Genomic DNA, 22,630 nt, shown 5'->3' with positions numbered 1-22,630 from the left:
ACAGGGCGCAGATATTACTGAGTCACCGCGCCCAAGGCAAGGGCTTCGATGAATTTTTTCAGCGCTTGTGGCCGGAGCGCGGGCGCCGCACCCCCTGCACCGGACGCCGCTTGTTCTTGTCGCGGCTCCAGCGATTCTTCTCGTCGGGGGTCAGTTCCGGCACCTTGCGCGCTTCCAGCCCGGCCAGGGTGGCCAGGTCATCCACCTCGGCCTGGGTCAGCTCGGTCCATTCGCCGGCCTTGGCCCGCTTGTCGAGGAAGATATTGCCGTAGCGCACCCGCTTGAGGCGGCTCACGGTCAGTCCCTGGGACTCCCACAGGCGACGCACCTCGCGGTTGCGACCCTCCATGATCACCACATGGAACCAGGTGTTGATGCCCTCGCCGCCGAACTCCTGGACGTCGGTGAAACGCGCCGGACCATCCTCCAGCATCACCCCTTCGACCATCTGCTTGATCTGGGGCTTGGTCACCTCGCCCATGACGCGTACCGCGTACTCCCGTTCCACCTCGGTGGAGGGGTGCATCAGGCGGTTGGCCAGCTCGCCGTCGGTGGTGAACAGCAGCAGGCCACTGGTGTTGATATCCAGGCGGCCGATGGCGATCCAGCGCTCGCCCTTGAGGCGCGGCAGCCGCTCGAAGACGGTACGCCGCCCCTCGGGGTCCTTGCGGGTGCACAGCTCGCCTTCCGGCTTGTTGTACATGATCACCCGGCGCGGGGTCTCGTCGGCGCCACGCAGGGTCACCGGACGCTGGTCGAAGCTGACCTTGTCGGTCAGCTCGATGCGGTCGCCCAGGGTGGCCACCTTGCCATTGACGCTGACCCGACCATCGGCGATGGCGGCCTCCATCTCGCGACGCGAGCCCAACCCGGCCCGGGCCAGTACCTTCTGCAGTTTTTCGCTACTCATGAGTCATCGATCTCATCGGTTGAGTGTGACGCACCCGGGCGCTCGTCATCCTCGACGGTCGCTCGCTGGCGGGCGCGCTCGGCAAGGCGAGCCTGCAGATCGCTGAAGCTCAGGCCTTGCCCGTGGGACGCCGTCTCGGCGTGTGTGGCGTCGGCCGTCCCGGCCGTCGCATCCTGCTCGTCCTGTTCGTGGGGCTCGTCGGAGGCATCGGCCTCCGGTGCCTCGATCTCGTTGCCTTCCACGTCGGTGGCGTCGGCCTCGCCCGTCGCCGCCGGGCCCGGGGCCTCGTCGGCCACGCTTTCCTCGCCCCAGTCATCGCGATCGGCCAGCTCGTGCATGGGCGGCAGGCTATCCAGGGTCTTGAGGCCGAAGTCGTCGAGGAAGGCGCGGGTGGTGGCATAGACTGCCGGGCGCCCGGGCACGTCACGATGCCCCACCACGCGGATCCAGCCCCGCTCGGTGAGGGTGCGCATGATCGAGCTGCTTACCGCCACGCCGCGCACCTCCTCGATATCGCCGCGGGTCACCGGCTGACGATAGGCGATTAGCGCCAGGGTCTCCATCAGCGCCCGGGAATAGCGCTGGGGACGCTCGTCCCAGAGCCGCGAGACCCAGGGCGAGAGCCGCGAGCGAATCCGCAGTCGGTAGCCGGAGGCGGTCTCGATCAGCTCCAGGGCGCCCCGCTCGTGGCGCATGCCGAGGCGTTCCAGGGCCTCGCGCAGGGCCCGCCGGGGCGGGCGCTCATGCGCATCGAAGAGGCCCTCGAGGCGTTCCAGGGCCAGCGGCTCCCCTGCCGCCAGCAGGGCCGCCTCGAGGATCTCGTCCAAGGCATCGGGAAATTCCATGGCGGTCATGGCGTCGACTCATCCTCGAAGGCGCTCTCGCCTCCGTCTTCCGGGTCTTGGGGATCGTCGGCGAAGGCCGCTTCCTCCGTCTCGTCGTTCGGCGCCGCCCTGGCGCGCACATGAATCGGCGACAAGGGGGCATTCTGCACGATCTCGATCAGCGCCTCCTTGGCCAGCTCGAGGATCGCCATAAAGGTCACCACCACTCCGGCCTTGCCCTCCTCCAGGGTGAACAGGGCCTCGAAGGGGGTGTAATGCTCGTGCTCGAGCCGCTCCATGATGCGCATCATGCGCTCCCGGGTGGAGAGCACCTCGCGGCTGATCTGGTGCGACTGGGTCAGCTCGGCGCGCCTGAGGATACCGGCCAGGGCGCCGAGCAGCTCGTCGAGTTCCACCTCGGGGTGGATCACCCGCGTCTCCAGGCTCGGCGGCTCGGCATGGGCCGGGAACCAGTCGCGGCCCTGGCGCGGCACCTCGTCCAGGGACTCGGCGGCCTGCTTGAGGCGCTCGTACTCCTGGAGGCGACGAATCAGCGCTGCCCGGGGATCCTCTTCCTCCTCCTCGCCCTCCGCCTTGGGGGGGCGCGGCAGCAGGGTCCGCGACTTGATCTCCGCCAGCATCGCCGCCATCAGCAGGTACTCCCCGGCCAGCTCGATCTCCAGGGCCTTCATCAGCTCCACGTACTCGATGTACTGGCGGGTGATGGCGGCCACGTCAATGGCGAGGATATCCAGGTTCTGGCGGCGAATCAGGTAGAGCAGCAGGTCGAGCGGCCCCTCGAAGGTCTCCAGGAAGACCCGCAGCGCCTCGGGGGGGATATAGAGGTCCTCGGGGAGCTGGGTGATCGGCTCGTCGAACAGCCGCGCCAGCACCTCCGCCTGTGCGGCGGCCGCTGGTTCCTGGCTGGTCGCCTGCTCCGCGCCGACTGTCTCGCTCACGCCCTGCCCGTCCGGTTGCGTTCAGCCGGCCAGTCTACCAAGAGAGCCGCGCGGGAGATAGCGAGGCCGACACGGCGGGGTTATCACAGCGAGAATAACTAAGGGGCGCTGGGGGCGGGATAGCGCGGGGGTTTTTTGCCAGGGATGGCAAAAGTAGCGCCCAGGGAGGGGTTCACAGCGCCCCGCGATAGCCTGCCCCCAGGGTAGCCCCAAACGCCGAGCAGACAATGACAAACTACGGAAGTTCTAGCCTACTCTGCCGCCTCGGCGCGGCGATAGCGGCCCACGTAGTCGAATAGCTTCTCGCGCACCTGCCAGTGGCGGCCCACCTTGCGCCCCACCACGAAATCCGGATGGCGCAGGCGCCGCCGCGCTTCGATCACCGCCTCCGGGGTGGTGGGGCGCCAGTCACTGCCCGGGGCGCGCAGGTGCTCGCGCAGGAAAACGGCGACGAAGGCGCCGCGCTGGGCCGGGGTCTCCAGGGCGAACCATTCGCTGAGCGTGGCGCCGTCCTCGTCGTGGTAAGTCACCTTGAGGCGCGGCAGGCCGTGACCATTGACGACGGCCTCGAGCCGCATGCCGCTGACCCTGAGTACCCTGGCATCCTTGAGGCGCAGCGCCGCCTTGAGCTTGTCGTCGGCATCCACCAGCAGGGTCTGGCAACCGTGGCAACGGCGGGCGGCGATATCGTTCTCGGCGCCGCAGTCGCCGCACACCTTGAAGCGAAAGCGGAAGTCGCACTGCTGGCGCTTGCCTGACTCGTCCTCGACCAGTCCCTGGCAGCGACGCCCGAAGTGCTCGATCACCAGGTCACCGTCGCGCTTGCCCCAGAAGAGGTTGGCGTGACCGCAACGGGGGCACTCGACCTGCACCGGTTCGCTATCGGCGTCCGGCTTCGGCGAGCCCACCTCGGGGGCATAAAGGTCCCAGGGGTTGCCGGCATAATCGAGGATCAGGCAATCCGTCTTGCCCGGCGACAGGCGCAGCCCGCGCCCGACGATCTGCTGATAGAGGCTTACCGACTCGGTGGGGCGCAGGATGGCGATCAGGTCCACATGGGGCGCATCGAAGCCGGTGGTGAGCACCGCCACGTTGACCAGGTACTTGAGCTCCCGGGCCTTGAAGGCGGCGATGATCGCCTCGCGCTCGGCGGAGGGGGTCGCCCCGGTGATCAGCGCCGCCTCGTCCCGGGGCAGGTAGCCGAGCACCTCCTCGGCGTGGGCCACGCTGGCCGCGAACAGCATCACCCCCTGGCGGTCGCGGGCGCGCGCCACGACCTCGGCGATGATCCCCGGGGTGGCGCGGTTGCCCGCCGCCACCCGGTTGAGTTCCTCCTCGCGGAACAGCCCGCTCGCCGAGGGCATCAGGCCCGAAAAGTCGTAGCGTTCGACGGCGGCATCCACCCGCCGCGGCTCGGCCAGGTAGCCCTGCTTGACCATCAGCCGCAGGGGCTGCTCGAAGACGCAGTAGCGGAACAGACAGTCCGCCTCGCCACGCACCATGCCGTGGTGGTGGCGATGGTAGATAAAGCCCTGGCCCAACCGGTAGGGGGTCGCGGTCAGCCCCAGCACCTTGAGACCGGGATTCTGGGCACGCAGGTGATCGATCACCCGACGGTAGCCGGAGGCCTTCTCCTCGGCGACCCGGTGACACTCGTCGATCACCAGCAGGGTAAAGGCGCCCTGCCCCGGCGCCGGTGCGGCGAAGGCATCCAGGTTCCTGACCACCGACTGCACCGAGCCGAAGACCACCTGGCGGTCACTCTCCTTGCGGCCCAGGCCGGCGCTGAAGATATCCGCCTGACGACCATAGGCGAGGAACTTGGCGTGGTTCTGCTCGACCAGCTCGCGCACATGGGCCAGCACCAGCACCCGCCCCCGGGCCAGGCGCGCCAGCTCGGCGATCACCAGGGACTTGCCACTGCCGGTGGGCAGCACCACCACGGCGGGGTCGTCGCTGGCGCGGAAATGCTCGACCACCCGCGCGACCGCCTGCCGTTGATACGGCCGCAGGTTGGGAGGGCTGGCGAAAACGTCGGAGGAAAGGGGCGCGGTCATGGCAGGGCCCTGGCAAGCGAAGTCGCCATTCTAGCGGCTCGCCCGGGACCGACCCAAGCCAACGGCTAGTCGAAGCGGGCCGGGCGCTTTGCCAGGCGGGCGGCCACCGCCTCCCGCTGCTCGGCGCTGCCCAGCAGCTCGCCCTGTAACCGGGCCTCCAGGGCCAGGCGCTCGCGCCGGGAGAGCGAGGGGGCGGTTTCGAAGAGGGTACGCGCCGCCGCCACCGCCTTGGGCGAGCGGGCGACGATGGCCCGGGCGACCTCCCGGGCCGTCGCCTCGGGGGCCTCGCTCAGGCGGGTGGCCAAGCCCAGGGCATGGGCCTCGTTGCCACTCACCTTGCGCCCGCTCCAGGCCAGCTCCTGGAGCAGGTCCCGGCGCAACCCGGCGCCGGTCACGCTGATGGCCATATCGGGGATGATGCCCCAGTCGATCTCCAGCAACCCCAGCCGCGCCTCGGGGTGCGCCACGCGGATATCCGCACCCAGGGCGATCTGCAGGCCCCCACCATAGACATGACCGTGGAGGGCAGCGATCACCGGCACCCCGGCGTCGCGCCAGCCCAGGGCCAGGCGCTGCACCGGGTTGATGCCGTCCTCGGGATCGGCTTCCAGCAGGCCGGGCAGTCGCTCGGGCGCGCCCATGATCGACGCCATGTCCAGGCCGGCGCAGAAGCTCTCGCCCTCCCCCACCAGCAGCATGGCGCGCACCCGTCCGGCCTCGGCCAGCGCTTTGAGCCGCCGCTGCGCCGCCAGCAGGCCCTCGATCATGGCCCAGTCCAGGCCGTTCAGGGCGTCGGGACGCGCCAGGGCGACCCGGGCGACGAAGTCGGTGACCGTCAGGGTCACCCGTGATGCGAAATGTTCCTGCGCGACAGCGTCCGACATGGGGGCTCTCCTCGGTGGCAAATGCCCCGAGTGTGCGCCTCGTCGAGCCGGTTTTCAAACGGTTGTTTCAAGCCAGCAACAGCCCCTGCAGCAGCAGGTAGCCGGGCAGCCAGGCGGTCACCAGGCCCTGGGCCAGGGCGGTGCGCGCCATCAGCGGCTGCAATTGGGGACGATGGCAGAGCATCAGGTAGAAGCCGAACCAGAGCAGGGCCCAGGCCAGCCAGTTGAGCCCCGACCACCAGCCCCAGAGCCCCTCGGCCACCGCCAGTTGCAGCAGCCCGGTGGGCAGGGCGGTCAGCGCCACGAAGAGGCAGAAGTAGCCCAGGCCATGGCCGGAGCTACCGTTGCGACGATTGATGGCCACCCACAGGTAGGTAAAGGCGAACAGCAGGGTCATGGCCGCGGTGCGCACGCTAGCCGCATCGGCTCCCGGCCCGAAGGCGGCATAGGCCGCCACCGCCAGGCTGACGCCCCCGGTAAAGAAGTTGATCACCTGGATCTCACGGTCCTCGATGCGCCCCAGCATCCACAGGCCATTGAGCACCAGCACCGCGCCCACGTAGAGCAGACTCAGTCCCTCATGCACCGTTGCATTCTCCCGGCTCGGGGCGCCAACCCCATGCCGGAGCCCCCACTTTCAGCCGCTCTTATAGCCGCAAGCAACGCCCCCGGCAAGAGTTTTATGGAAATAGATTCCACATCCTCTCTCGGATAGCAAAAAGGCGGCCCGAGGGCCGCCTTGTCTAACGCGTGGAAAGGTGGCTTAGCCCACCCTGCCCCGGGCCGACGTTGCATAACCGCGGAACGGCAGCAGCCAGGCGCCACCCTGGGCCCAGTCGCTCAGCGGGGCCGGCGTCTTTGCCTTAACCGACCCAGACCCGGGCGTTGCGGAACAGCCGCAGCCAGGCGCCGTCCTGGGTCCAGTCGCCGGGCCGCCAGGAGTTGGTGACCGCCCGCACCACCCGCTCCGGGTGGGGCATCATGATGGTGACCCGACCGTCCGGGGTGGTCAGGCCGGTGATGCCGGCGGGGGAACCGTTGGGGTTGGCCGGGTAGCGGCTGGTGACCTGGCCGTAGTTGTCCACGTAGCGCAGCGCCACCTGGCCGCCGCTCTGCATGGTGCGCAGGTGACCGCTGTCGCGGAACTCGGCGCGGCCCTCGCCGTGGGCCACGGCGATGGGCAGCTTCGATCCCTCCATGCCGGCCAGCAGGATCGATGGGCTCTGCTCCACCTGGACCATGGCCACCCGGGCCTCGAACTGCTCCGACTCGTTGCGCACGAAGCGCGGCCAGGCCTCGGCGCCGGGGATCAGCTCCTTGAGCTGGGAGAGCATCTGGCAGCCGTTGCAGACGCCCAGGGCGAAGCTGTCGTCGCGCTGGAAGAAACCGGCGAACTGCTCGCGGGCCTGGGCGTTGAAGAGCACCGACTTGGCCCAGCCGCCGCCGGCGCCTAGGACGTCGCCGTAGGAGAAGCCGCCGCAGGCCACCAGGCCCTTGAACTGCTCGAGGCTGACCCGGCCCTCGAGGATATCGCTCATATGCACGTCGACCGCCTCGAAGCCGGCCTTGTCGAAGGCCCAGGCCATCTCCAGGTGGCCGTTGACGCCCTGCTCGCGCAGGATCGCCATGGCCGGACGGGCGGTGTTGATAAAGGGCGCGGCGATATCCTCGTCGATGGCGAAGCTCGGCTCGGCGGACAGCCCCGGGTCGCGGTCGTCCAGCAGGCCGTCGAACTCGCTCTTGGCGCACTCCGGGTTGTCGCGCAGCGCCTGCAGCTGGTAGCTGGTCTCGGCCCAGGTGCGCTGGGCCAGCAGCCGGGTGGTCTCGAGCAGCGGCTCCTCGAAGAGGGTGACCCGCACCTGGTCGTCGTAGCGCGGCCGGGCGATGACGCCGCAGGTCTCGATGCCGGCGGCGGCGAACTGGGCCAGCACTTCCTCGGTGTGGGCGCGGTTGACCTGGATCACCGCCCCCAGCTCCTCGGCGAAGAGGGCATTGACCGCCTCGTGGGGCTCGTCGACCAGCCAGTCGAGCTTGATCTCCAGGCCGGCGTGGGCGGCGAAGGCCATCTCCAGCAGGGTCACCAGCAGGCCGCCGTCGCTGCGGTCGTGGTAGGCGAGCAGCTTGCCCTCGGCGTTGAGGCCCTGGATCACCGCGAAGAAGGCCTTGAGGTCCTCGGCGTCGTCCAGGTCGGGGCAGTCGTCGCCCACCTGGCCATAGACCTGGGCCAGGGCCGAGCCGCCCAGGCGGTTCTTGCCGCCGCCCAGGTCGATCAGCAGCAGGTCGGACTCGTCCTGGCTCAGGTCGATCTGCGGGGTCAGGGTCTTGAGCGCATCGGTGACCGGGGCGAAGCCGGTGATCACCAGCGACAGCGGCGAGGTGATGCTCTTCGCTTCCCCCTCCTCCTGCCAGGCGGTGCGCATGGACATGGAGTCCTTGCCCACCGGCACGGCGATGCCGAGCGCCGGGCAGAGCTCCATGCCCACGGCGTGGACGGCGTCGTACAGCGCCTGGTTCTCGCCGGGGTGGTCGGCGGCGCTCATCCAGTTGGCGGAGAGCTTGATATCGGAGAGTTCGGCGATGGGCGCGGCGGCCAGGTTGGTGATCGCCTCGGCCACCGCCAGGCGGGCGCTGGCGGCGGGATCGATCAGCGCCACCGGCGGCCGCTCGCCCATGGCCATGGCCTCGCCGGCATGGGTGTCGAAGCTCGCCGTGGTCACCGCGACGTCGGCCACCGGCACCTGCCAGGGGCCGACCATCTGGTCGCGGGCCACCTGGCCGGTGATGGAGCGGTCGCCGATGGTGATCAAAAAGCTCTTGGAGGCCACGGTGGGCAGGCGCAGCACCCGATCCATCGCCTCGCGCAGGTCCAGGTTGTCGAGCATCACGCCGGGCAGTTCGCGGGTCTCGCGGGAGAACTCGCGGGTCATCTTCGGCGGCTTGCCGAACAGCACGCTCATCGGCAGGTCGACGGGCTTGGACGCGAAGTGACCGTCACGCACCTCGAGGTGGTGGGGCTCGGTGGCCTCGCCGACCACCGCATAGGGGCAGCGCTCACGCTGGCACAAGGCGTCGAAGGTATCGAGATCCTCGGGGGCCACCGCCAGCACGTAGCGCTCCTGGGCCTCGTTGCACCAGATCTCCAGCGGGCTCATGCCCGGCTCGGCGTTGGGCACGGCGCGCAGGTCGAAGAGGCCGCCGCGCTCGCCGTCCTTGACCAGCTCCGGTAGGGCATTGGAGAGGCCGCCGGCGCCCACGTCGTGGATAAAGCAGATGGGATTCTTGTCGCCCAGGGACCAGCAGCGGTCGATCACCTCCTGGGCGCGACGCTCGATCTCGGCGTTGTCGCGCTGCACCGAGGCGAAGTCCAGGTCGGCGCTGGAGGCGCCGGAGGCCATGGAGGAAGCGGCGCCGCCACCCAGGCCGATCAGCATCGCCGGGCCGCCCATCACGATCAGCTTGCCGCCCACCGGGATCTCGCCCTTCTGGACGTGCTGGTCGCGGATATTGCCGTAGCCGCCGGCGATCATGATCGGCTTGTGGTAGCCGCGGCGCTCGATGCCACCCGCCCCCAGGGCGTCCTGCTCATAGGTACGGAAGTAGCCGGTGAGGTTGGGGCGCCCGAACTCGTTGTTGAAGGCGGCGCCGCCGATGGGCCCTTCCAGCATGATCTCCAGGGCGTTGACGATGCGCTCCGGCTTGCCGTAGTCGAAGGCCTCCCAGGGCTGCACGAACTCGGGGATGCGCAGGTTGGAGACGGTGAAGCCGGTCAGCCCCGCCTTGGGCTTGCCGCCGATGCCGGTGGCGCCCTCGTCGCGGATCTCGCCGCCGGCGCCGGTGGCCGCGCCGGGATAGGGGGCGATGGCGGTGGGGTGGTTGTGGGTCTCCACCTTCATCAGGATCTGGATCGGCTCCTCGACGGCGGCGTAGCGAGCCCGCTCGCCCTCGGCACCGGTCAGCGGCGCGGCGAAGAAGCGCGGCGCGGTGGTGCCCTCGATCACCGCCGCGTTGTCGCTGTAGGCGGAGAGCACCTTGCCCGGTGAGGCCTGGTGGGTGTTCTTGATCATCTTGAACAGCGAGTGGCTCTGGGCCTCGCCGTCGATCAGCCAGTCGGCGTTGAAGATCTTGTGGCGGCAGTGCTCGGAGTTGGCCTGGGCGAACATCATCAGTTCGACGTCGGTGGGGTTGCGTCCCAGCTCCTGGAAGGCCGCCAAGAGGTAGTCGATCTCGTCCTCGGCCAGGGCCAGGCCCAGCTCGCCATTGGCGGTGACCAACGCCGCCCGGCCGCCGGAGAGGATATCCACGCTGCCCAGGGGCGCCGGCTCGTGATGGGAGAAGAGCTTGGCGGCGTCGGAGGCATTGGCCAGCACCGTCTCGGTCATGCGGTCGTGGAGCACCGCCCGGATGCCCTCATAGGCCACCTCGGAGAGGGTGCCGCTCAGCTTGACCCGGTAGGCGATGCCGCGCTCCAGGCGACGCACCTGGCCCAGGCCGCAGTTGCGGGCGATATCGGTGGCCTTGGAGGACCAGGGCGACTGGGTGCCGATGCGCGGCACCACCAGGAAGAGGTGGCCCTCGCGGCCGCCCGTATCCCGGGGGGCGCCATAGTCGAGCAGGCGCTCGAGTACCGCCAGCGCCTCGGCGCCGAGGTCACCGTCGTGGTCGACGAAGTGCACATAGTCGGCATGCAGGGATTCGACCTCGGGCACCTGTGCACGCAGGGTGGCCAGCAACTTGGCATGACGGAAAGCGGAAAGGGCAGGCGCACCGCGCAGTTCGAGCATGTCGATCGAGCCTCTGAGAGATAGCGAAGAAATGGCAGGATTGGGGCCGCGGCTGGCGGCGATCTGGCGCACATGATACTGGAAAGCGGGGCATGGACGAAATCCGCGGGATGACAGCCCGTCCCGGCGCCGTTATGGTGGGGCGTTCCGAGGCGACCCCGATCCCCAATGCACCGATCCCTGGCTCTCCATCTCTACCGCCACTGGCGGGGTTATCTGCTGCTCTGCTGTGGCCTGCTACTGGCCCTGTGGCCGGCACACCAGGCCTGGCGACCCGACGCACAGCTGGCGACGATCCGCGAACGGGCCTTCCTCAGCGTGCTGACCCGCAACACCCCCACCACCTTCTACCAGGGCCGCCACGGTCCCGCCGGTTTCGAGTACGAGCTGGTCCGCCGCTTCGCCGATCACCTGGGCGTCAGCCTGGACATGGACCCGGACCATAGCCTCCAGGAGGTACTCGACGGGGTGCGCACCGGCGACGCCGACCTGGGCGCCGCCGCCCTGCCCCTGGCCCCGGCGCAGGAGGGAGTGATCTTCACCCGCCCCATCCTCACCCTTCAGCCGCTGGTGGTCTATCGCCGCGGCCTGCCGCCGGTGCGCGAGATCGACGACCTGCAACGCCTCTCCCTGGCCACCCTGCGCGGTTCGGGTACGGCCCTGGCACTACGCGAGCTGCAGGCCGAGCTGCCTGAGCTGAGCTGGCTGGAGACCGGCGACCTGGAAGTGGCCGACCTGCTGCAGCGGGTGGAGGCCGGCAGCCTCGATGCCGCCGTGGTCTACGCCCACCAGTTCCGCCTCAATCGTCTGTTCTTCCCGGGCGTGGAGCGCGGCTTCCCCCTCGGCGAGCCGCTCTCCATGGCCTGGGCCTTCCCCGCCGCCAATGGCCTGGCCCTGCAACAGGCGGCGAATGCCTTCCTGGCGACCCAGCAGGACAACGGCGAGCTGGAGGCCCTGGTGGCCCGCTACTTCGGCCACGATGACTACCTGGAGTACGTGGGGGCACGGCGTTTTATTCGCCAGACGCGGGAGGTACTGCCCGACTATGCGCCGCTGTTCCGCGCGGCGGCTCGGGAGACCAGCTTCGACTGGAAGCTGCTGGCGGCGCTCGGCTATCAGGAGTCCCACTGGGACCCGCGGGCCACGTCCCCCACCGGGGTGCGGGGCCTGATGATGTTGACCCTGCCCACCGCCGACGAGATGGGCGTGGCCGATCGCCTCGACCCGGCGCAGAGCGTCGACGGCGGCGCCCGCTACCTGCGCGGCCTCATGGAGCGCCTGCCGGAGAGCATCGAGGAGCCCGATCGCCTGTGGATGGCCCTGGCCGCCTACAACGTGGGGCTAGGGCATCTCTACGATGCCCGACGCATCGCCGAGCAGCGCGGCGGCGACTCGGACCGCTGGGCCGATGTGCGCGAGGCGCTGCCGCTGCTGCAGAAGCGCGAGTGGTACAGCCAGACCCGCTACGGCTACGCTCGGGGCGGCGAGCCGGTGATCTATGTGCGCAATATCCGCCGCTACTACGAGATCCTCGACTATGTGGATCGCAGCCAGCGGCAGTTCTTCCAGCTCAACGCCCGGCGCCCGGACAACGGCGACGACGACCTACTCTTCGATACGGTACCGCCGGTGCTTTAACCACGCCGCTCGGCGAAGAATGCCTTGAGCAGTCGCCTGGCCTGGCCGGCCAGCCGCCCCCCCTCCACCACCACGCGATGGTTATGCCAGGGCTGGGCGAAGAGGTTGGCCTTGGACTCCACCATGCCGGTCTTGGGCTCGGCGGCGCCGTAGACCACCCGTGCCAAGCGCGCGTGGATGATCGCCCCGGTGCACATCAGGCAGGGTTCCAGGGTCACATAGAGGGTGCAGCCATCGAGGCGATAATTCTCGAGGCGGGCCGCCGCCGCCCGCAGCGCCTGGATCTCGGCGTGAGCACTGGGATCATGACAGCCGCAGGGGGCATTGAAGCCGGCGCCGATGATCTCGCCTTCGGCATCCACCACCACGGCGCCCACCGGCACCTCGCCGGCGGCCAGGGCCTGGCGGGCCTGATCCAGGGCGCGGTGCATGTAAAAGTCGTCGCTGCGCATGGCGGGGCTCTCGAGTATCCTTAGCAACATAAAACAATCGTATGACGAACCACCCTACCGCAGAGGATAGCGCCATGACCAAGGCACTGGACGATCTGGTCGCCCTGCTCGGCCTGGAGATGATCGAGGAAAACCTCTTCCGGGGCCAGAGTCAGGACCTCGGCTTCCCCCAGCTGTTCGGCGGCCAGGTGCTCGGCCAGGCCCTCTCCGCCGCCACCCGAACGGTGCCCGACGAGCGTCTGGTGCACTCCCTGCACGGCTACTTCCTGCGTCCCGGCGACGCCAAGCGGCCGGTGGTCTATCAGGTGGATGCGGTACGCGACGGCGGCAGCTTTACCACCCGCCGGGTCACCGCCATCCAGAAGGGCCAGCCGATCTTCTTCTGCAGCGCCTCCTTCCATGGCGAGGAGCCGGGCCACCATCACCAGTTCGCCATGCCCGAGGTGGACGACCCGGACACCCTGCTGGCCCGGGGCGCCAAGCTCCTCGACTTCGAGGGCCACCCCATCGAGTTCCTGCACCTGCCGGAGGCCTCGGCGGACGCCTCACGCCCGGCTCGCAAGCGGGTCTGGTTCCGCCTGGCCGGCGAGCTGCCGGACGATACCGCCCTACATCGCTACCTGCTGGCCTACAGCACCGACTTCAATCTGCTGACCACCAGCCTGGTGCCCCACGGCATCGAATTCGGCGACCCTCGGCTGCAGATCGCCAGCCTCGATCACGCCCTGTGGTTCCACCATGACCTCAGGGTCAATGACTGGCTGCTCTACGACATGGACAGCCCCTGGGCCGGTGGCGCTCGCGGCTTCGCCCGGGGCAACCTGTTCGATCGCCGGGGACGCCTGGTGGCCTCCAGCGCTCAAGAAGGCTTAACGAGGATTCGCCAGCCCAAGGGGCAATAGCGGTTCCTGATACGCCCGGACAGGCCTAACGCGGCCTCGCCGGACCGAGCTAGCGATCCATCTCCTCTTCCGGCAGCCAGGCCGCCAGCTCGCCCAGGGCGGTGGACTCCAACAGGTAGGGCTGGCGGCTGTGCAGGGCCCGGTCCCGGGTCTCTCGCAGCAAGCGAGCCGAGGTCCAGCCATCGACCTCGCCCCTGGCCGGCGGCGCCACCTCGGCCACATAGCCCCACAGATGCTGCACGGCATTACGCAACCCGCCCGGCGTCGGCGCCGTCAAGAGCCACTCCGAGAGCTCCAGCGCCAACGCTGTCGGCAGCACACCGCGTGGCAGGGCCGCCACCTCGCGACCGATCTGCCGATAGCGCCGGGGACTGCGCGCCATCACCGAATACTTGTGCTGACGCCAGAGCCGCTGGGCCTGAAGGGGAGGCGGCAAGCGGCCCGGCGTTCGCCAGCGCCGGGCGGCGGCCAGCCAGGCCAGTTGCTCGGCGATTCGTTGCGGATCGAGGCACGCCTCCTCGGGGGCCACGGGGCCGCTTGGCAGTAACGCCACCCGTTCACCACGCCCCCAGAGCTCCGCCGCCAACCGGGCGCGACCTCCCGGGGTCGTGCCTCGCGCATGCCAGGCCCAGAGCAGCTCCCGCCGATTGAGATAGGCCGGACTCAGGTCCCAGGCCTCGACCCGCCAGACGCTCATGGGCAACCTCCCACCGAAGGGACACTACGTAGACTCATCGCTGACTCGGTAAAAGTTACATATTCTACTGTATTAAAATTAGATATAAGCCTTGTCCGCGTATCCCCTCGGTTCGGGAGATGCCGGAGCCTCCCCGGGTGCACTGAAGGACCAGTGACATGCTCTCGAACCTGGATAATACCTCGCTGGGTGCTTACCTGCCGGCCATCGCCCCGCTTCTCCTCATGGGCCTGAGCCTTGCCGCACTCGGCGGATACCTGGGCCTGCGCGTCGGGCGCCGCTCCCGGCGTCCCCCGCTCCCGTCATCCGCGGGTGCCCCGCTCGATCGCCTCGACTATCGCGATGCGCTTACCGACCTCCCCGATCGCCAGGCGCTGATGATCCAGTTGCGTCAGCGTCTGGCACGAGGCGAGAGCGGCACCCTGTTACTGCTCGACGTGGATGCCTTCAAGGTCCTCAATAATACCCTGGGCCAACCCCGCGGCGACCGGCTGCTCTATCAGTTGGCCAGCCGGCTACGCCACTGGGCAGCCGACCGCCGCCTGCTGGCCCGGATCGGCGGCAACGAATTTGCCCTGTTAATCGTCGGCCTGCGGGGGCGGGAAGCCCTTCAGGCGGCCCAGGCGCTGCAGGACGACCTAAACACCAGCTATGACCTGGAGGGGCACCGTTACGCTTGCCAACTCAGCGCCGGCCTCGCCGACTTCGGGGTGGCCGATGGGAACGATGCCACCTTGTTGCGACGCGCCAGCCTGGCCCTGAACGAAGCAAAACAGCGGGGCGACCAACGGGTGCATGCCTTCGATCACGCCATGGAGCAAGCCCTGGAGGGACGCCTGCGCCTGGAGACGGCGCTGCGCCAGGCCATCGATGGCGACCAGCTGCGACTCTATCTGCAACCCCAGGTGGACCACCGGGGCCGACTGCTCGGCGCCGAAGGCCTGCTGCGCTGGCAACATCCCGAGCGAGGCCTGGTGCTGCCGGGTGAATTTATCCCCCTGGCCGAGGAGACCGGCCTGATCCTGGGCCTGGGTCAATGGGTCATCGAGGAGGCCTGCCGCTACCTGGTCGGCTGGTCACGCTGTCCACAGCTGAGCAGACTGCGCCTGTCGATCAATATCAATGTGCAGCAGCTCCAGCACCCGCATTTCGTCGATGGCGTGGCGGCCGCCCTGGCAAGCCATGGGGCCGCGGCGGGACGACTGACCCTGGAGCTGACCGAGAGCCTGCTGATCGACGAGATCGATACCGCCGCCGTCCAACTGGCGGCGCTGCGACGCCACGGCCTCCAGTTGGCCCTGGACGACTTCGGCACCGGTTACTCGGCCCTCGCTTATCTACAACGCCTGCCCCTGGATATCCTCAAGATCGATCGCGCCTTCGTGCAGCGTCTCGGCGATCAGCCAGAGACCCTGGCGATTACCCGGACGATTCTGCAGTTGGCCGAGGCGCTATCGCTCAAGGTTGTGGCGGAAGGCATCGAGACGCCGGAACAGCATCTCGCCCTGGAAGGGCTCGGCTGTCGCATCTTCCAGGGTTACCTCTTCGGCCGCCCCCAGCCCCGGGAGGCCTTCGAGGCCCTGGCCAAGGGCAAAGCGGCTGGCTATGCTCTCGAAGCATCAGAGGGCCGCAATAGCTCAGTTGGTAGAGCAACTGATTCGTAATCAGTAGGTCGGCGGTTCGACTCCGCCTTGCGGCACCAGCGCGCTCAGGCATGTACCCTGAGCAGCTCGTCCCAGCGGGTGGTGTAGCGGTCGCTGCGATTGGCACAGCGCAACGCCCAGCCGCTATCGTGGCGCGGCAGGCCCAGGCGCACCGTATCGCGGCCCAGTTCCCGATTGACCCGGTCGAGGGTCGCCATCAGCCGGCGACGCCGCACCGTCTCGGCGCTCTCCTCCGCCAGCAGCCGCTCCTGAGGCGCACCGGCCTCCGCCAACCCCATCAGCATCACTCCGCACTTCTGGTAGCGATAGCCCTCCCGATAGACGGCCGCCAGGGCCTGCCGGGCGGCCCGAAGCAGCTCGCGGGTGTCATCGCTGGGTGTCGGCAGGGTCACCAGGGCGGCACTGTGGTAGGCGCCGCGCCCCACCTGGAAGGGGGCGGTACGCAGGACGACCCGGACGGCCTGGGCCAGGCTGCCCTGGCGTCGCAGCTTCTCGCCGGCCCGGGCCACGTGCTGGCGTAGCGCCTCATGAAGCTCATGGGCCGCCGCAGTGGGGCGCCCCAGGGAGCGTGAGACCAGCAGGTGCCGACGGGGCGCGTCCAGGTCATCCATCACGATGGCCCCATGGCCGCGCAGTTCCCAGACGATACGCTCCATCACCACCGACAGAGCTCGGCGAATCCGTGTTGGCTCGGCCTGTCGCAGGGACCAGGCGTTGTCGATCCCCAGGACGGTCAGGCGTTCGGCGCTGCGCCGGGCCACGCCCCATAACTCGGCCACTGGCAGCGCTTCCAGCAGGGCTCGGGTGACCGGTGCCTGAGCGGCCAGATAACGAACGCCGCCGCCGTGCTTGGCCAGCCGATTGGCGAGCTTGGCCAATACCCGGGTCGGCGCCAGCCCGACGCTTACCGGAATGCCGGTCTCGCGTCGTACCCGCTCGCGGATCTCTCGGGCCAGGGCCTCGGCCTCCAGTGGGCCGAAGCCACTCAGGTCGAGGAAGCTCTCGTCGATGGAGTAGGGTTCCACCGCCGGTGCCAGGCTCTCCAGTACCTCGTTGACCCGCCGAGACATATCGCCATAGAGGGCGTAGTTGCTGGAGAGCAGCGTGCACTGGCGGCGCAGCGCCGGCGGGATCAAATGTACCGGCGCGCCCATGGCGATACCCAGCGCCTTGAGCTCTTCGGAACGAGCCACCACGCAGCCGTCATTGTTGGAGAGCACCCCCACCGGACGCCCCTCCAGAGCGGGAGCGAAGACCCGCTCGCAACTGACATAGAAGTTATTGCAGTCCACGAGGGCGATCATCGACGACCTCCTTACCACATCCACACTGGCTGACGATGCGCTTCCGGGTACCCATCACCGAGCGCCGGGCAGGGCATGCACTACATGCGTTACCACGCCCCAGACCCGGCAATCGCGCCCGGCCAGGGGAATCGGCGGAAAGCCGGGGTGGCTGGCCACCAGGCAAGGCCCTGTCTCCCGCTGCTCCAGCCGCTTGACGGTGAGCTCCCCCTCCAAAGCGACGATCACCACCCGGCCGGGGCGCGGCTCGAGGCTACGGTCCACCACCAGTAGGTCACCATGATGAATGCCGTCGCCTCGCATGGAGTCCCCCTCGGCGCGGACGAAATAAGTGGCACTGGGGCGCTTTACCACATGGGCATGCAGGTCGAGTTCGGTATCGAGGTGATCATCGGCGGGGCTCGGGAAACCGGCTCGTACTCGGCAGCCCAGTAGGGGCAGCGGCGGCACACTGGACTCGGGGCGAGCACGCCGAGGCATGGACAGAGACATGGCGCCTCCCGGTAATTTTGCTGTACATGAATACAGTATCTTACGCTTGCTCGAGGTTCGCAACTATTGCCACCGTCCAAGGCCCGTTCACGGAAGCCTCGTCAGGGGCACCTCCTCGCGGCTACGCTGTCAGAGAAAGGGTCGTCATCGCCGAGCGCTGACGCCATTGCCCTTCGGGCGCCACCCAGGGCCCCAACTCAGGAAGGAGACGCTCATGGCACCCCTAGAGTATTTCGCGATTGGATTAGCCGCGGCCGGCATTCTCGCCATGGTCGCTCACGCCCATAGTCACCAACGGCGTTCGGCACGCCAGACGGTACGCATCCAGCCGCCGCGCCCCCAGCCACGCCGTCCCCGGCCCTAACCCCCCACCTCGGCCAGCCGCCGCTCCAGGAAGCGCCGCTCGGGAGCCTGCTTGACCAGGGCCAGGGCCAGGCGATAGTGATCGGCGGCCTCGGCATGGCGCCCCAGGCGCCGCAGCAGATCGGCCCGGGCCGCCGGCAGCAGGTGGTAACCGGGCAGATGAATGTCGTCGAGCAGCGCCAGCCCGCGCTCGGGCCCTCCGTCCATGGCCACCGCCACGGCGCGGTTGAGGCCCACCACCGGACTCGGCTGCAGACGGTAGAGCAATTCATAGAGGGCGACGATGCGGCGCCAGTCGGTGTCGGCCGCCGAGGCGGCCTGGGCATGCAGGGCGGCGATATTCGCCTGCAGGGCATAGGGCCCCGGGGCCTGACGCAGCGCCAGGGTCGCCTGGGCGACGCCCTCTTCGATCGCCTCGCGATTCCAGCGCGAGCGGTCCTGATCCTCCAGCAGCACGAGATCGCCCCGCGCATCGGTGCGAGTCTCGCGGCGCGCATCGTGCAGCAGCATCAGGCCCAGCAGGCCTCGCGCCTCGCCCTGGGCGGGCAGCAGCCCGACCAGCATCCGCCCCAGGCGGATCGCCTCACGGCACAGGGACTCGCGCACCAGCCGCTCACCGCCGCTGGCGGCATAACCCTCATTGAAGATCAGGTAGATCACCGCCAGCACCGCCTCCAGCCGCTCGTCCAGGGCCACCGTCTCGGGCACCTCGAAGGGAATGCCGGCGTCGCGGATCTTGGCCTTGGCGCGCACCAGCCGCTGGGCCAGGGTCGGCACCGGCAGCATAAAGGCCCGGGCGATCTCCTCGGTGGTCAGGCCGCCCAGGGTACGCAGGGTAAGGGCCACCTGGGCGGCCCGATTCAGGGCCGGGTGGCAGCAGGTGAAAATCAGCCGCAGGCTGTCCAGGGGCTCGGGGTCGTCGGGACTCGGCGCCGACTGCTGCAGATGAAGATGCCACGCCAGTTGATCCTGCTTGCGCTCCCCCAGCTGGCGATGACGCAACTGGTCGATCGCCTTGTGACGGGCGGTGGCGGAGAGCCAGGCCGCCGGGTTGGCCGGCACGCCCTCCTCGGGCCACTGCTGCATGGCCGCCTCGAAGGCCGCCTGCAGGGCATCCTCGGCCAGGGCGAAGTCGCCGAAGCGGCCGATCAAGGCCGCCAGCAGGCGTCCGTAGTCGCGCCGATAGAGGGCCGCCAGGTCCATGGTCGCGCCGCTCACAGGCGATAGGCCGGATCCACCGGCCGCACTTCCACCACGCCCCCGACCCGTAGCGTGGGCAGCCGCCGGGCCTGCCCCAGGGCCTCGTCCAGGTCGCCACACTCCAGCACATGGAAGCCGCCCAACTGCTCGCGGCTCTCGGCGAAGGGACCATCATGCAGCACCAGCCGGCCGTCGGCCTCGCGCAGGGTGGTGGCGGTGGCCGCCGACTGCAGCCGGGCCCCGCCGCGATAGTGATGGTCGGTCACCCACGCCTGGAGCAACCCATGATAGTCCGCCATGACAGCCTCCCGTTCCGCCTCCGGCAGGGCCTGCCATAGCGCCTCGTCGACACAGCACATCAGCATATATTGCATGATCGTCTCTCCCGCCCACTCAGCAAGGGTAGTCGGCCCCGACGGGCCCTGCCCTGTATCGGGCGGGGCAATGCGGTTTCGACAGCCGCGCTACCGAAACGGGATCAGAAGGCGTCGAGTAACTCGCCGAGGCGCCGCATGGCCGCCTCGCTGCGCGGGCTCCAGGAGTGGCCGTAACTCAGCCGGACGCAGTGGCGAAAGCCCCGGGAAGCGGAGAAAATCGGCCCCGGCGCCAGGCTGATGCCTTCCGCCAGGGCCTGCTTCATCAACCGCAGGGCATCGACCCGCCCGGGGAACTCGCACCACAGGAAGTAGCCGCCGGTGGGGCGCGAGACGCGGGTGCCACTGGGGAAGTAGCGGTCAGCGGCCGCCAGCATGGCACGCTGTTGACTCTCCAGCGCATGCCGCAGGCGCCGCAGGTGGCGATCGAAGCCGCCATGTTGTAGGTAATCGGCGATGGCCCACTGAGCCGGCAGCGACGGCGAAATGGTGGTCATCAGGCGGCAGCGTGCGATCTCCTCTGCCCAGCGTCCGCCGGCCACCCAGCCGATGCGGTAACCCGGCGCCAGGCATTTGGAGAAAGAGCCGCAGTGCATCACCAGTCCCGCACGATCAAAGGCCTTTACCGGGCGCGGCGGTCGGGTGTCGAAGTGCAGCTCGGCATAGGCGTCATCCTCCAGCAGGGGCACTTCATATCGCTCCAGCAGGCGATAGAGTTCCGCCTTATGCGCGTCGCTCAGGCTGGCGCCCAGGGGATTTTGCAGGTGGCTCATCAGCCAGCACGCCTTGATGGGCAAGCCGGCCAGGCGCTCGGCGAGGATCGCCAGGTCAATGCCATGACGAGGATGCACGGGAATCTCCACCGCCTTGAGCCCCAGGCGCTCGAGCACCTGCAAGCTGGCATAGAAGGCCGGCGACTCGATGGCCACCAGGTCACCGGGACGGGTCACGCTCTGCAGGGCGAGATTCAGCCCCTCCATGGCACCGTTGGTGATCACCAGTTCATCGGGGAGAAGGGACACGCCGGCCAGGGCATAGCGCTGCAAGATCTGTCGACGCAGCGCGTCATGCCCAGCGGTCATGTCGCCGATCACCGCCGCCTCGGGGCGCTCCCGAAGCCCCCGACTCATGCTGCGCGCCAACCGCGCCAGAGGAAAGAGCGCGGGATCCGGGAATGCCGAGCCGAAGGGCACGGTATCGCTATCCTGCAGAGAGGCGAGCACCGAAAACACCAGCTCGCTGACCGCCACCTCGGCGCCCATGCCACCCCGCGGACCAGGGGTCGGCTCCTCCAGCAGCCGCCGCGCCCGCTCGCGAACGAAATAGCCCGACCTGGCGCGCGCTTCGATCAGGCCGCGATCCTCCAACAGGTAGTAGGCACGAAATACCGTGGAGGCACTGACACCCTGGCTGCGACTGGCCTGACGTACCGAGGGCACCCGCTCACCGGGTGCCAGGATACCGCGTCGGATCTGCTCGGCCACCCGGTCGGCGAAGGCCTCGTAACGCTTGATCCGCTTGGCCATTGGCTCCTCCTCACGCCCATCAGGCTCTTAGCATACGCCATCTGATATGGCTTTTTTCTCCAGACCTGACCCTGTTTCTTTCAGGCCATGCTAGGCATAGTCGCGACATCCCGGCTGTCCTGCCCGGTGCCCCCGCACTCCCTTGTCCTCGATTGTCTGGAATCCCTGATGACGCAACGCATTCCGATCCACGATGCCACCCGCGATACCGAGGAAAGCCCCACTTCCCACGCCATGTACGCCAAGCGCCGCCACCTCTATGTGCGCGAAGTCCATGGGCTCTTCCAGCGCCTGCGGCGAGGCAGCAACTGGCTGTTGATGGTGCTCTACTTCGGCCTACCCTGGGTAAACTGGGGAGATCGCCCCTTAATCCTCTTCGACCTGCCCGCCCGGGAGTTTCATCTCTTCACCGCTACCTTCTACCCCCAGGAATTTATCCTGCTGGCCTGGCTGCTGATCCTCTGCGCCTTTGGCCTGTTCCTGATCACCGTCTTCGCCGGCCGAGTCTGGTGCGGCTATACCTGCCCCCAGAGCGTCTGGACCCTGCTGTTTATCTGGTTCGAGCATCGCCTAGAGGGCCCCCGCCACCGACGCATTCGTCGCGACCAGAGGCCCTGGGACCTCGACACCCTGTGGCGTAAGGCCACCAAGCACGGCGCCTGGCTGGGCATCGCCGCCGCGACCGGCGTGACCTTCGTCGGCTACTTCACGCCGATTCGTCAACTGGTCACCGACCTCGCCCAGTTCGGTGCCGGCGGATGGGCGCTGTTCTGGATCGGCTTCTTCACCCTCTTCACCTACCTCAATGCCGGCTGGCTGCGCGAGCAAGTCTGTCTGCACATGTGCCCCTATGCCCGCTTCCAATCGGTGATGTTCGACGCCGACACCCTGATCGTCTCCTACGATCGCCAGCGCGGCGAGCCGCGGGGCCGACAACGCGTTAAAGGCCCCAGCGATGCGGCCACCGGCGGCGACTGCATCGACTGCGAGCTCTGCGTGCAGGTCTGCCCCACCGGTATCGATATCCGCGATGGCTTGCAGTACGAATGTATCGGCTGCGCCGCCTGCGTCGATGCCTGCGATAGCATCATGACGCGCATCGGCGCTCCCCGCGGGCTGATTCGCTACACCACCGAGCACGCCCTAGCCGGCCACACCACACGCATCCTGCGTCCGCGACTGCTCGGCTACCTAGCGGCTCTGATGATCATGATCGGCCTGATGGTGGGCTATATCGGCCAACGGGTGCCGCTGGAGCTCGAGGTCGAACGAGACCGCCAACAGCTCTATCAGCTAACCCGGGAGGGGAGAGTCAGCAACCGCTACACCCTGACCCTGCGCAATCAGGACGATCGCCCTCACACCTATCGGCTCGGCGTCACCGGCCTACCGGGCCTGACCCTGACGGGGCCCGACGAGCGATGGGTCGCGGCCGAGACCACGACCACCTGGATCATCGAGCTCACCGCCGACCCCGCGGCACTGGTCGCCCCCAGCCAGCCCATCGAGCTGCACCTGAGCACCAGGGAGGATACCGGTATCCGGCAGCACCGCGAGACCCGTTTCTTGGGTCCGGCCCGCTAGTCATGCGCATCACCGGAAC

At 68.5% G+C, this 22,630-nt stretch carries 18 protein-coding genes and 1 tRNA gene; 5 read left to right on the top strand and 14 right to left on the bottom strand.

Annotated features, from left to right (window positions below):
* Window positions 1–58: 58 nt before the first annotated feature.
* The 7 genes from rluB to purL form a co-directional block, all read right to left on the bottom strand.
* Window positions 59–910, bottom strand: coding sequence for a 23S rRNA pseudouridine(2605) synthase RluB (gene rluB, locus HPA02_RS06345; protein WP_146802243.1), 852 nt, complete (start codon window positions 908–910; stop codon window positions 59–61).
* Window positions 907–1,764 carry an SMC-Scp complex subunit ScpB gene (gene scpB, locus HPA02_RS06340; protein ID WP_146802242.1) on the bottom strand — a complete coding sequence of 286 codons (858 nt, stop codon included), beginning with the start codon at window positions 1,762–1,764 and terminating at the stop codon, window positions 907–909. Before scpB ends, rluB begins: the two co-directional genes overlap by 4 nt.
* Window positions 1,761–2,693 (bottom strand): segregation and condensation protein A, encoded by a 933-nt coding sequence (locus tag HPA02_RS06335; protein WP_146802241.1) that lies wholly within the window; start codon window positions 2,691–2,693, stop codon window positions 1,761–1,763. The genes scpB and HPA02_RS06335 overlap by 4 nt, the downstream gene beginning before the upstream one ends.
* A gap of 251 nt (window positions 2,694–2,944) precedes the next feature.
* Window positions 2,945–4,750, bottom strand: coding sequence for a DNA repair helicase RadD (gene radD / locus HPA02_RS06330; RefSeq protein ID WP_146802240.1), 1,806 nt, complete (start codon window positions 4,748–4,750; stop codon window positions 2,945–2,947).
* A 65-nt stretch (window positions 4,751–4,815) separates the two neighbouring features.
* Entirely contained in the window at window positions 4,816–5,634 is an 819-nt protein-coding gene (locus HPA02_RS06325; protein ID WP_146802239.1) for a crotonase/enoyl-CoA hydratase family protein, read from the bottom strand.
* 67 nt (window positions 5,635–5,701) lie between these two features.
* The gene (locus HPA02_RS06320) at window positions 5,702–6,220 is read right to left on the bottom strand and encodes an AmiS/UreI family transporter (protein WP_146802238.1); all 519 of its coding nucleotides are present in this window, start codon (window positions 6,218–6,220) and stop codon (window positions 5,702–5,704) included.
* A gap of 277 nt (window positions 6,221–6,497) precedes the next feature.
* Entirely contained in the window at window positions 6,498–10,415 is a 3,918-nt protein-coding gene (gene purL / locus HPA02_RS06315) for a phosphoribosylformylglycinamidine synthase (protein ID WP_146802237.1), read from the bottom strand.
* Window positions 10,416–10,583: 168 nt separating this feature from the next.
* On the opposite strand from purL, the gene mltF reads away from it, so the two are divergent.
* Entirely contained in the window at window positions 10,584–12,053 is a 1,470-nt protein-coding gene (mltF, locus tag HPA02_RS06310) for a membrane-bound lytic murein transglycosylase MltF (protein ID WP_146802236.1), read from the top strand.
* On the opposite strand, the gene tadA is transcribed toward mltF, so the two are convergent.
* Window positions 12,050–12,505, bottom strand: coding sequence for a tRNA adenosine(34) deaminase TadA (gene tadA / locus HPA02_RS06305; RefSeq protein ID WP_146802249.1), 456 nt, complete (start codon window positions 12,503–12,505; stop codon window positions 12,050–12,052). The two genes, mltF and tadA, sit on opposite strands and share 4 nt — an antisense overlap.
* A 74-nt stretch (window positions 12,506–12,579) precedes the next feature.
* Here tadA and HPA02_RS06300 point away from each other — a divergent pair, with 74 nt between their 5' ends.
* Window positions 12,580–13,407, top strand: a complete 828-nt coding sequence (locus HPA02_RS06300) for an acyl-CoA thioesterase (RefSeq protein WP_146802235.1) — start codon at window positions 12,580–12,582, stop codon at window positions 13,405–13,407.
* Between the two features lie 49 nt (window positions 13,408–13,456).
* On the opposite strand, the gene HPA02_RS06295 is transcribed toward HPA02_RS06300, so the two are convergent.
* Window positions 13,457–14,104: a DUF1722 domain-containing protein gene (locus HPA02_RS06295; RefSeq protein WP_146802234.1), complete on the bottom strand. Its 648-nt coding sequence runs from the start codon at window positions 14,102–14,104 to the stop codon at window positions 13,457–13,459.
* Between the two features lie 158 nt (window positions 14,105–14,262).
* Here HPA02_RS06295 and HPA02_RS18600 point away from each other — a divergent pair, with 158 nt between their 5' ends.
* Complete coding sequence (locus tag HPA02_RS18600) at window positions 14,263–15,768, top strand: putative bifunctional diguanylate cyclase/phosphodiesterase (RefSeq protein ID WP_371832420.1); 1,506 nt, start codon at window positions 14,263–14,265, stop codon at window positions 15,766–15,768.
* Window positions 15,731–15,806 (top strand) — tRNA-Thr (locus HPA02_RS06280). The genes HPA02_RS18600 and HPA02_RS06280 overlap by 38 nt, the downstream gene beginning before the upstream one ends.
* A 6-nt stretch (window positions 15,807–15,812) precedes the next feature.
* On the opposite strand, the gene HPA02_RS06275 is transcribed toward HPA02_RS06280, so the two are convergent.
* The 5 genes from HPA02_RS06275 to HPA02_RS06255 form a co-directional block, all read right to left on the bottom strand.
* Complete coding sequence (locus HPA02_RS06275) at window positions 15,813–17,072, bottom strand: Y-family DNA polymerase (RefSeq protein ID WP_146802233.1); 1,260 nt, start codon at window positions 17,070–17,072, stop codon at window positions 15,813–15,815.
* 54 nt (window positions 17,073–17,126) lie between these two features.
* Window positions 17,127–17,564: a LexA family protein gene (locus HPA02_RS06270; protein ID WP_146802232.1), complete on the bottom strand. Its 438-nt coding sequence runs from the start codon at window positions 17,562–17,564 to the stop codon at window positions 17,127–17,129.
* Between the two features lie 360 nt (window positions 17,565–17,924).
* Window positions 17,925–19,130 carry an RNA polymerase sigma factor gene (locus HPA02_RS06265; protein ID WP_146802247.1) on the bottom strand — a complete coding sequence of 402 codons (1,206 nt, stop codon included), beginning with the start codon at window positions 19,128–19,130 and terminating at the stop codon, window positions 17,925–17,927.
* 11 nt (window positions 19,131–19,141) lie between these two features.
* The gene (locus HPA02_RS06260) at window positions 19,142–19,501 is read right to left on the bottom strand and encodes a YciI family protein (RefSeq protein WP_146802231.1); all 360 of its coding nucleotides are present in this window, start codon (window positions 19,499–19,501) and stop codon (window positions 19,142–19,144) included.
* Between the two features lie 104 nt (window positions 19,502–19,605).
* A complete protein-coding gene (locus tag HPA02_RS06255; RefSeq protein WP_146802246.1) occupies window positions 19,606–21,015 on the bottom strand; it encodes an aminotransferase-like domain-containing protein in 1,410 nt (469 codons plus the stop codon).
* Window positions 21,016–21,195: 180 nt separating this feature from the next.
* Here HPA02_RS06255 and ccoG point away from each other — a divergent pair, with 180 nt between their 5' ends.
* A complete protein-coding gene (ccoG, locus tag HPA02_RS06250) occupies window positions 21,196–22,611 on the top strand; it encodes a cytochrome c oxidase accessory protein CcoG (protein ID WP_146802230.1) in 1,416 nt (471 codons plus the stop codon).
* The last annotated feature ends 19 nt before the right edge of the window (window positions 22,612–22,630 follow it).

This window comes from Bisbaumannia pacifica, from assembly GCF_007989625.1.
Lineage (GTDB): Bacteria > Pseudomonadota > Gammaproteobacteria > Pseudomonadales > Halomonadaceae > Bisbaumannia > Bisbaumannia pacifica.
The sequence above is the reverse complement of the archived record's forward strand: the minus strand, read 5'-3'. Positions and strand labels throughout refer to the sequence as shown.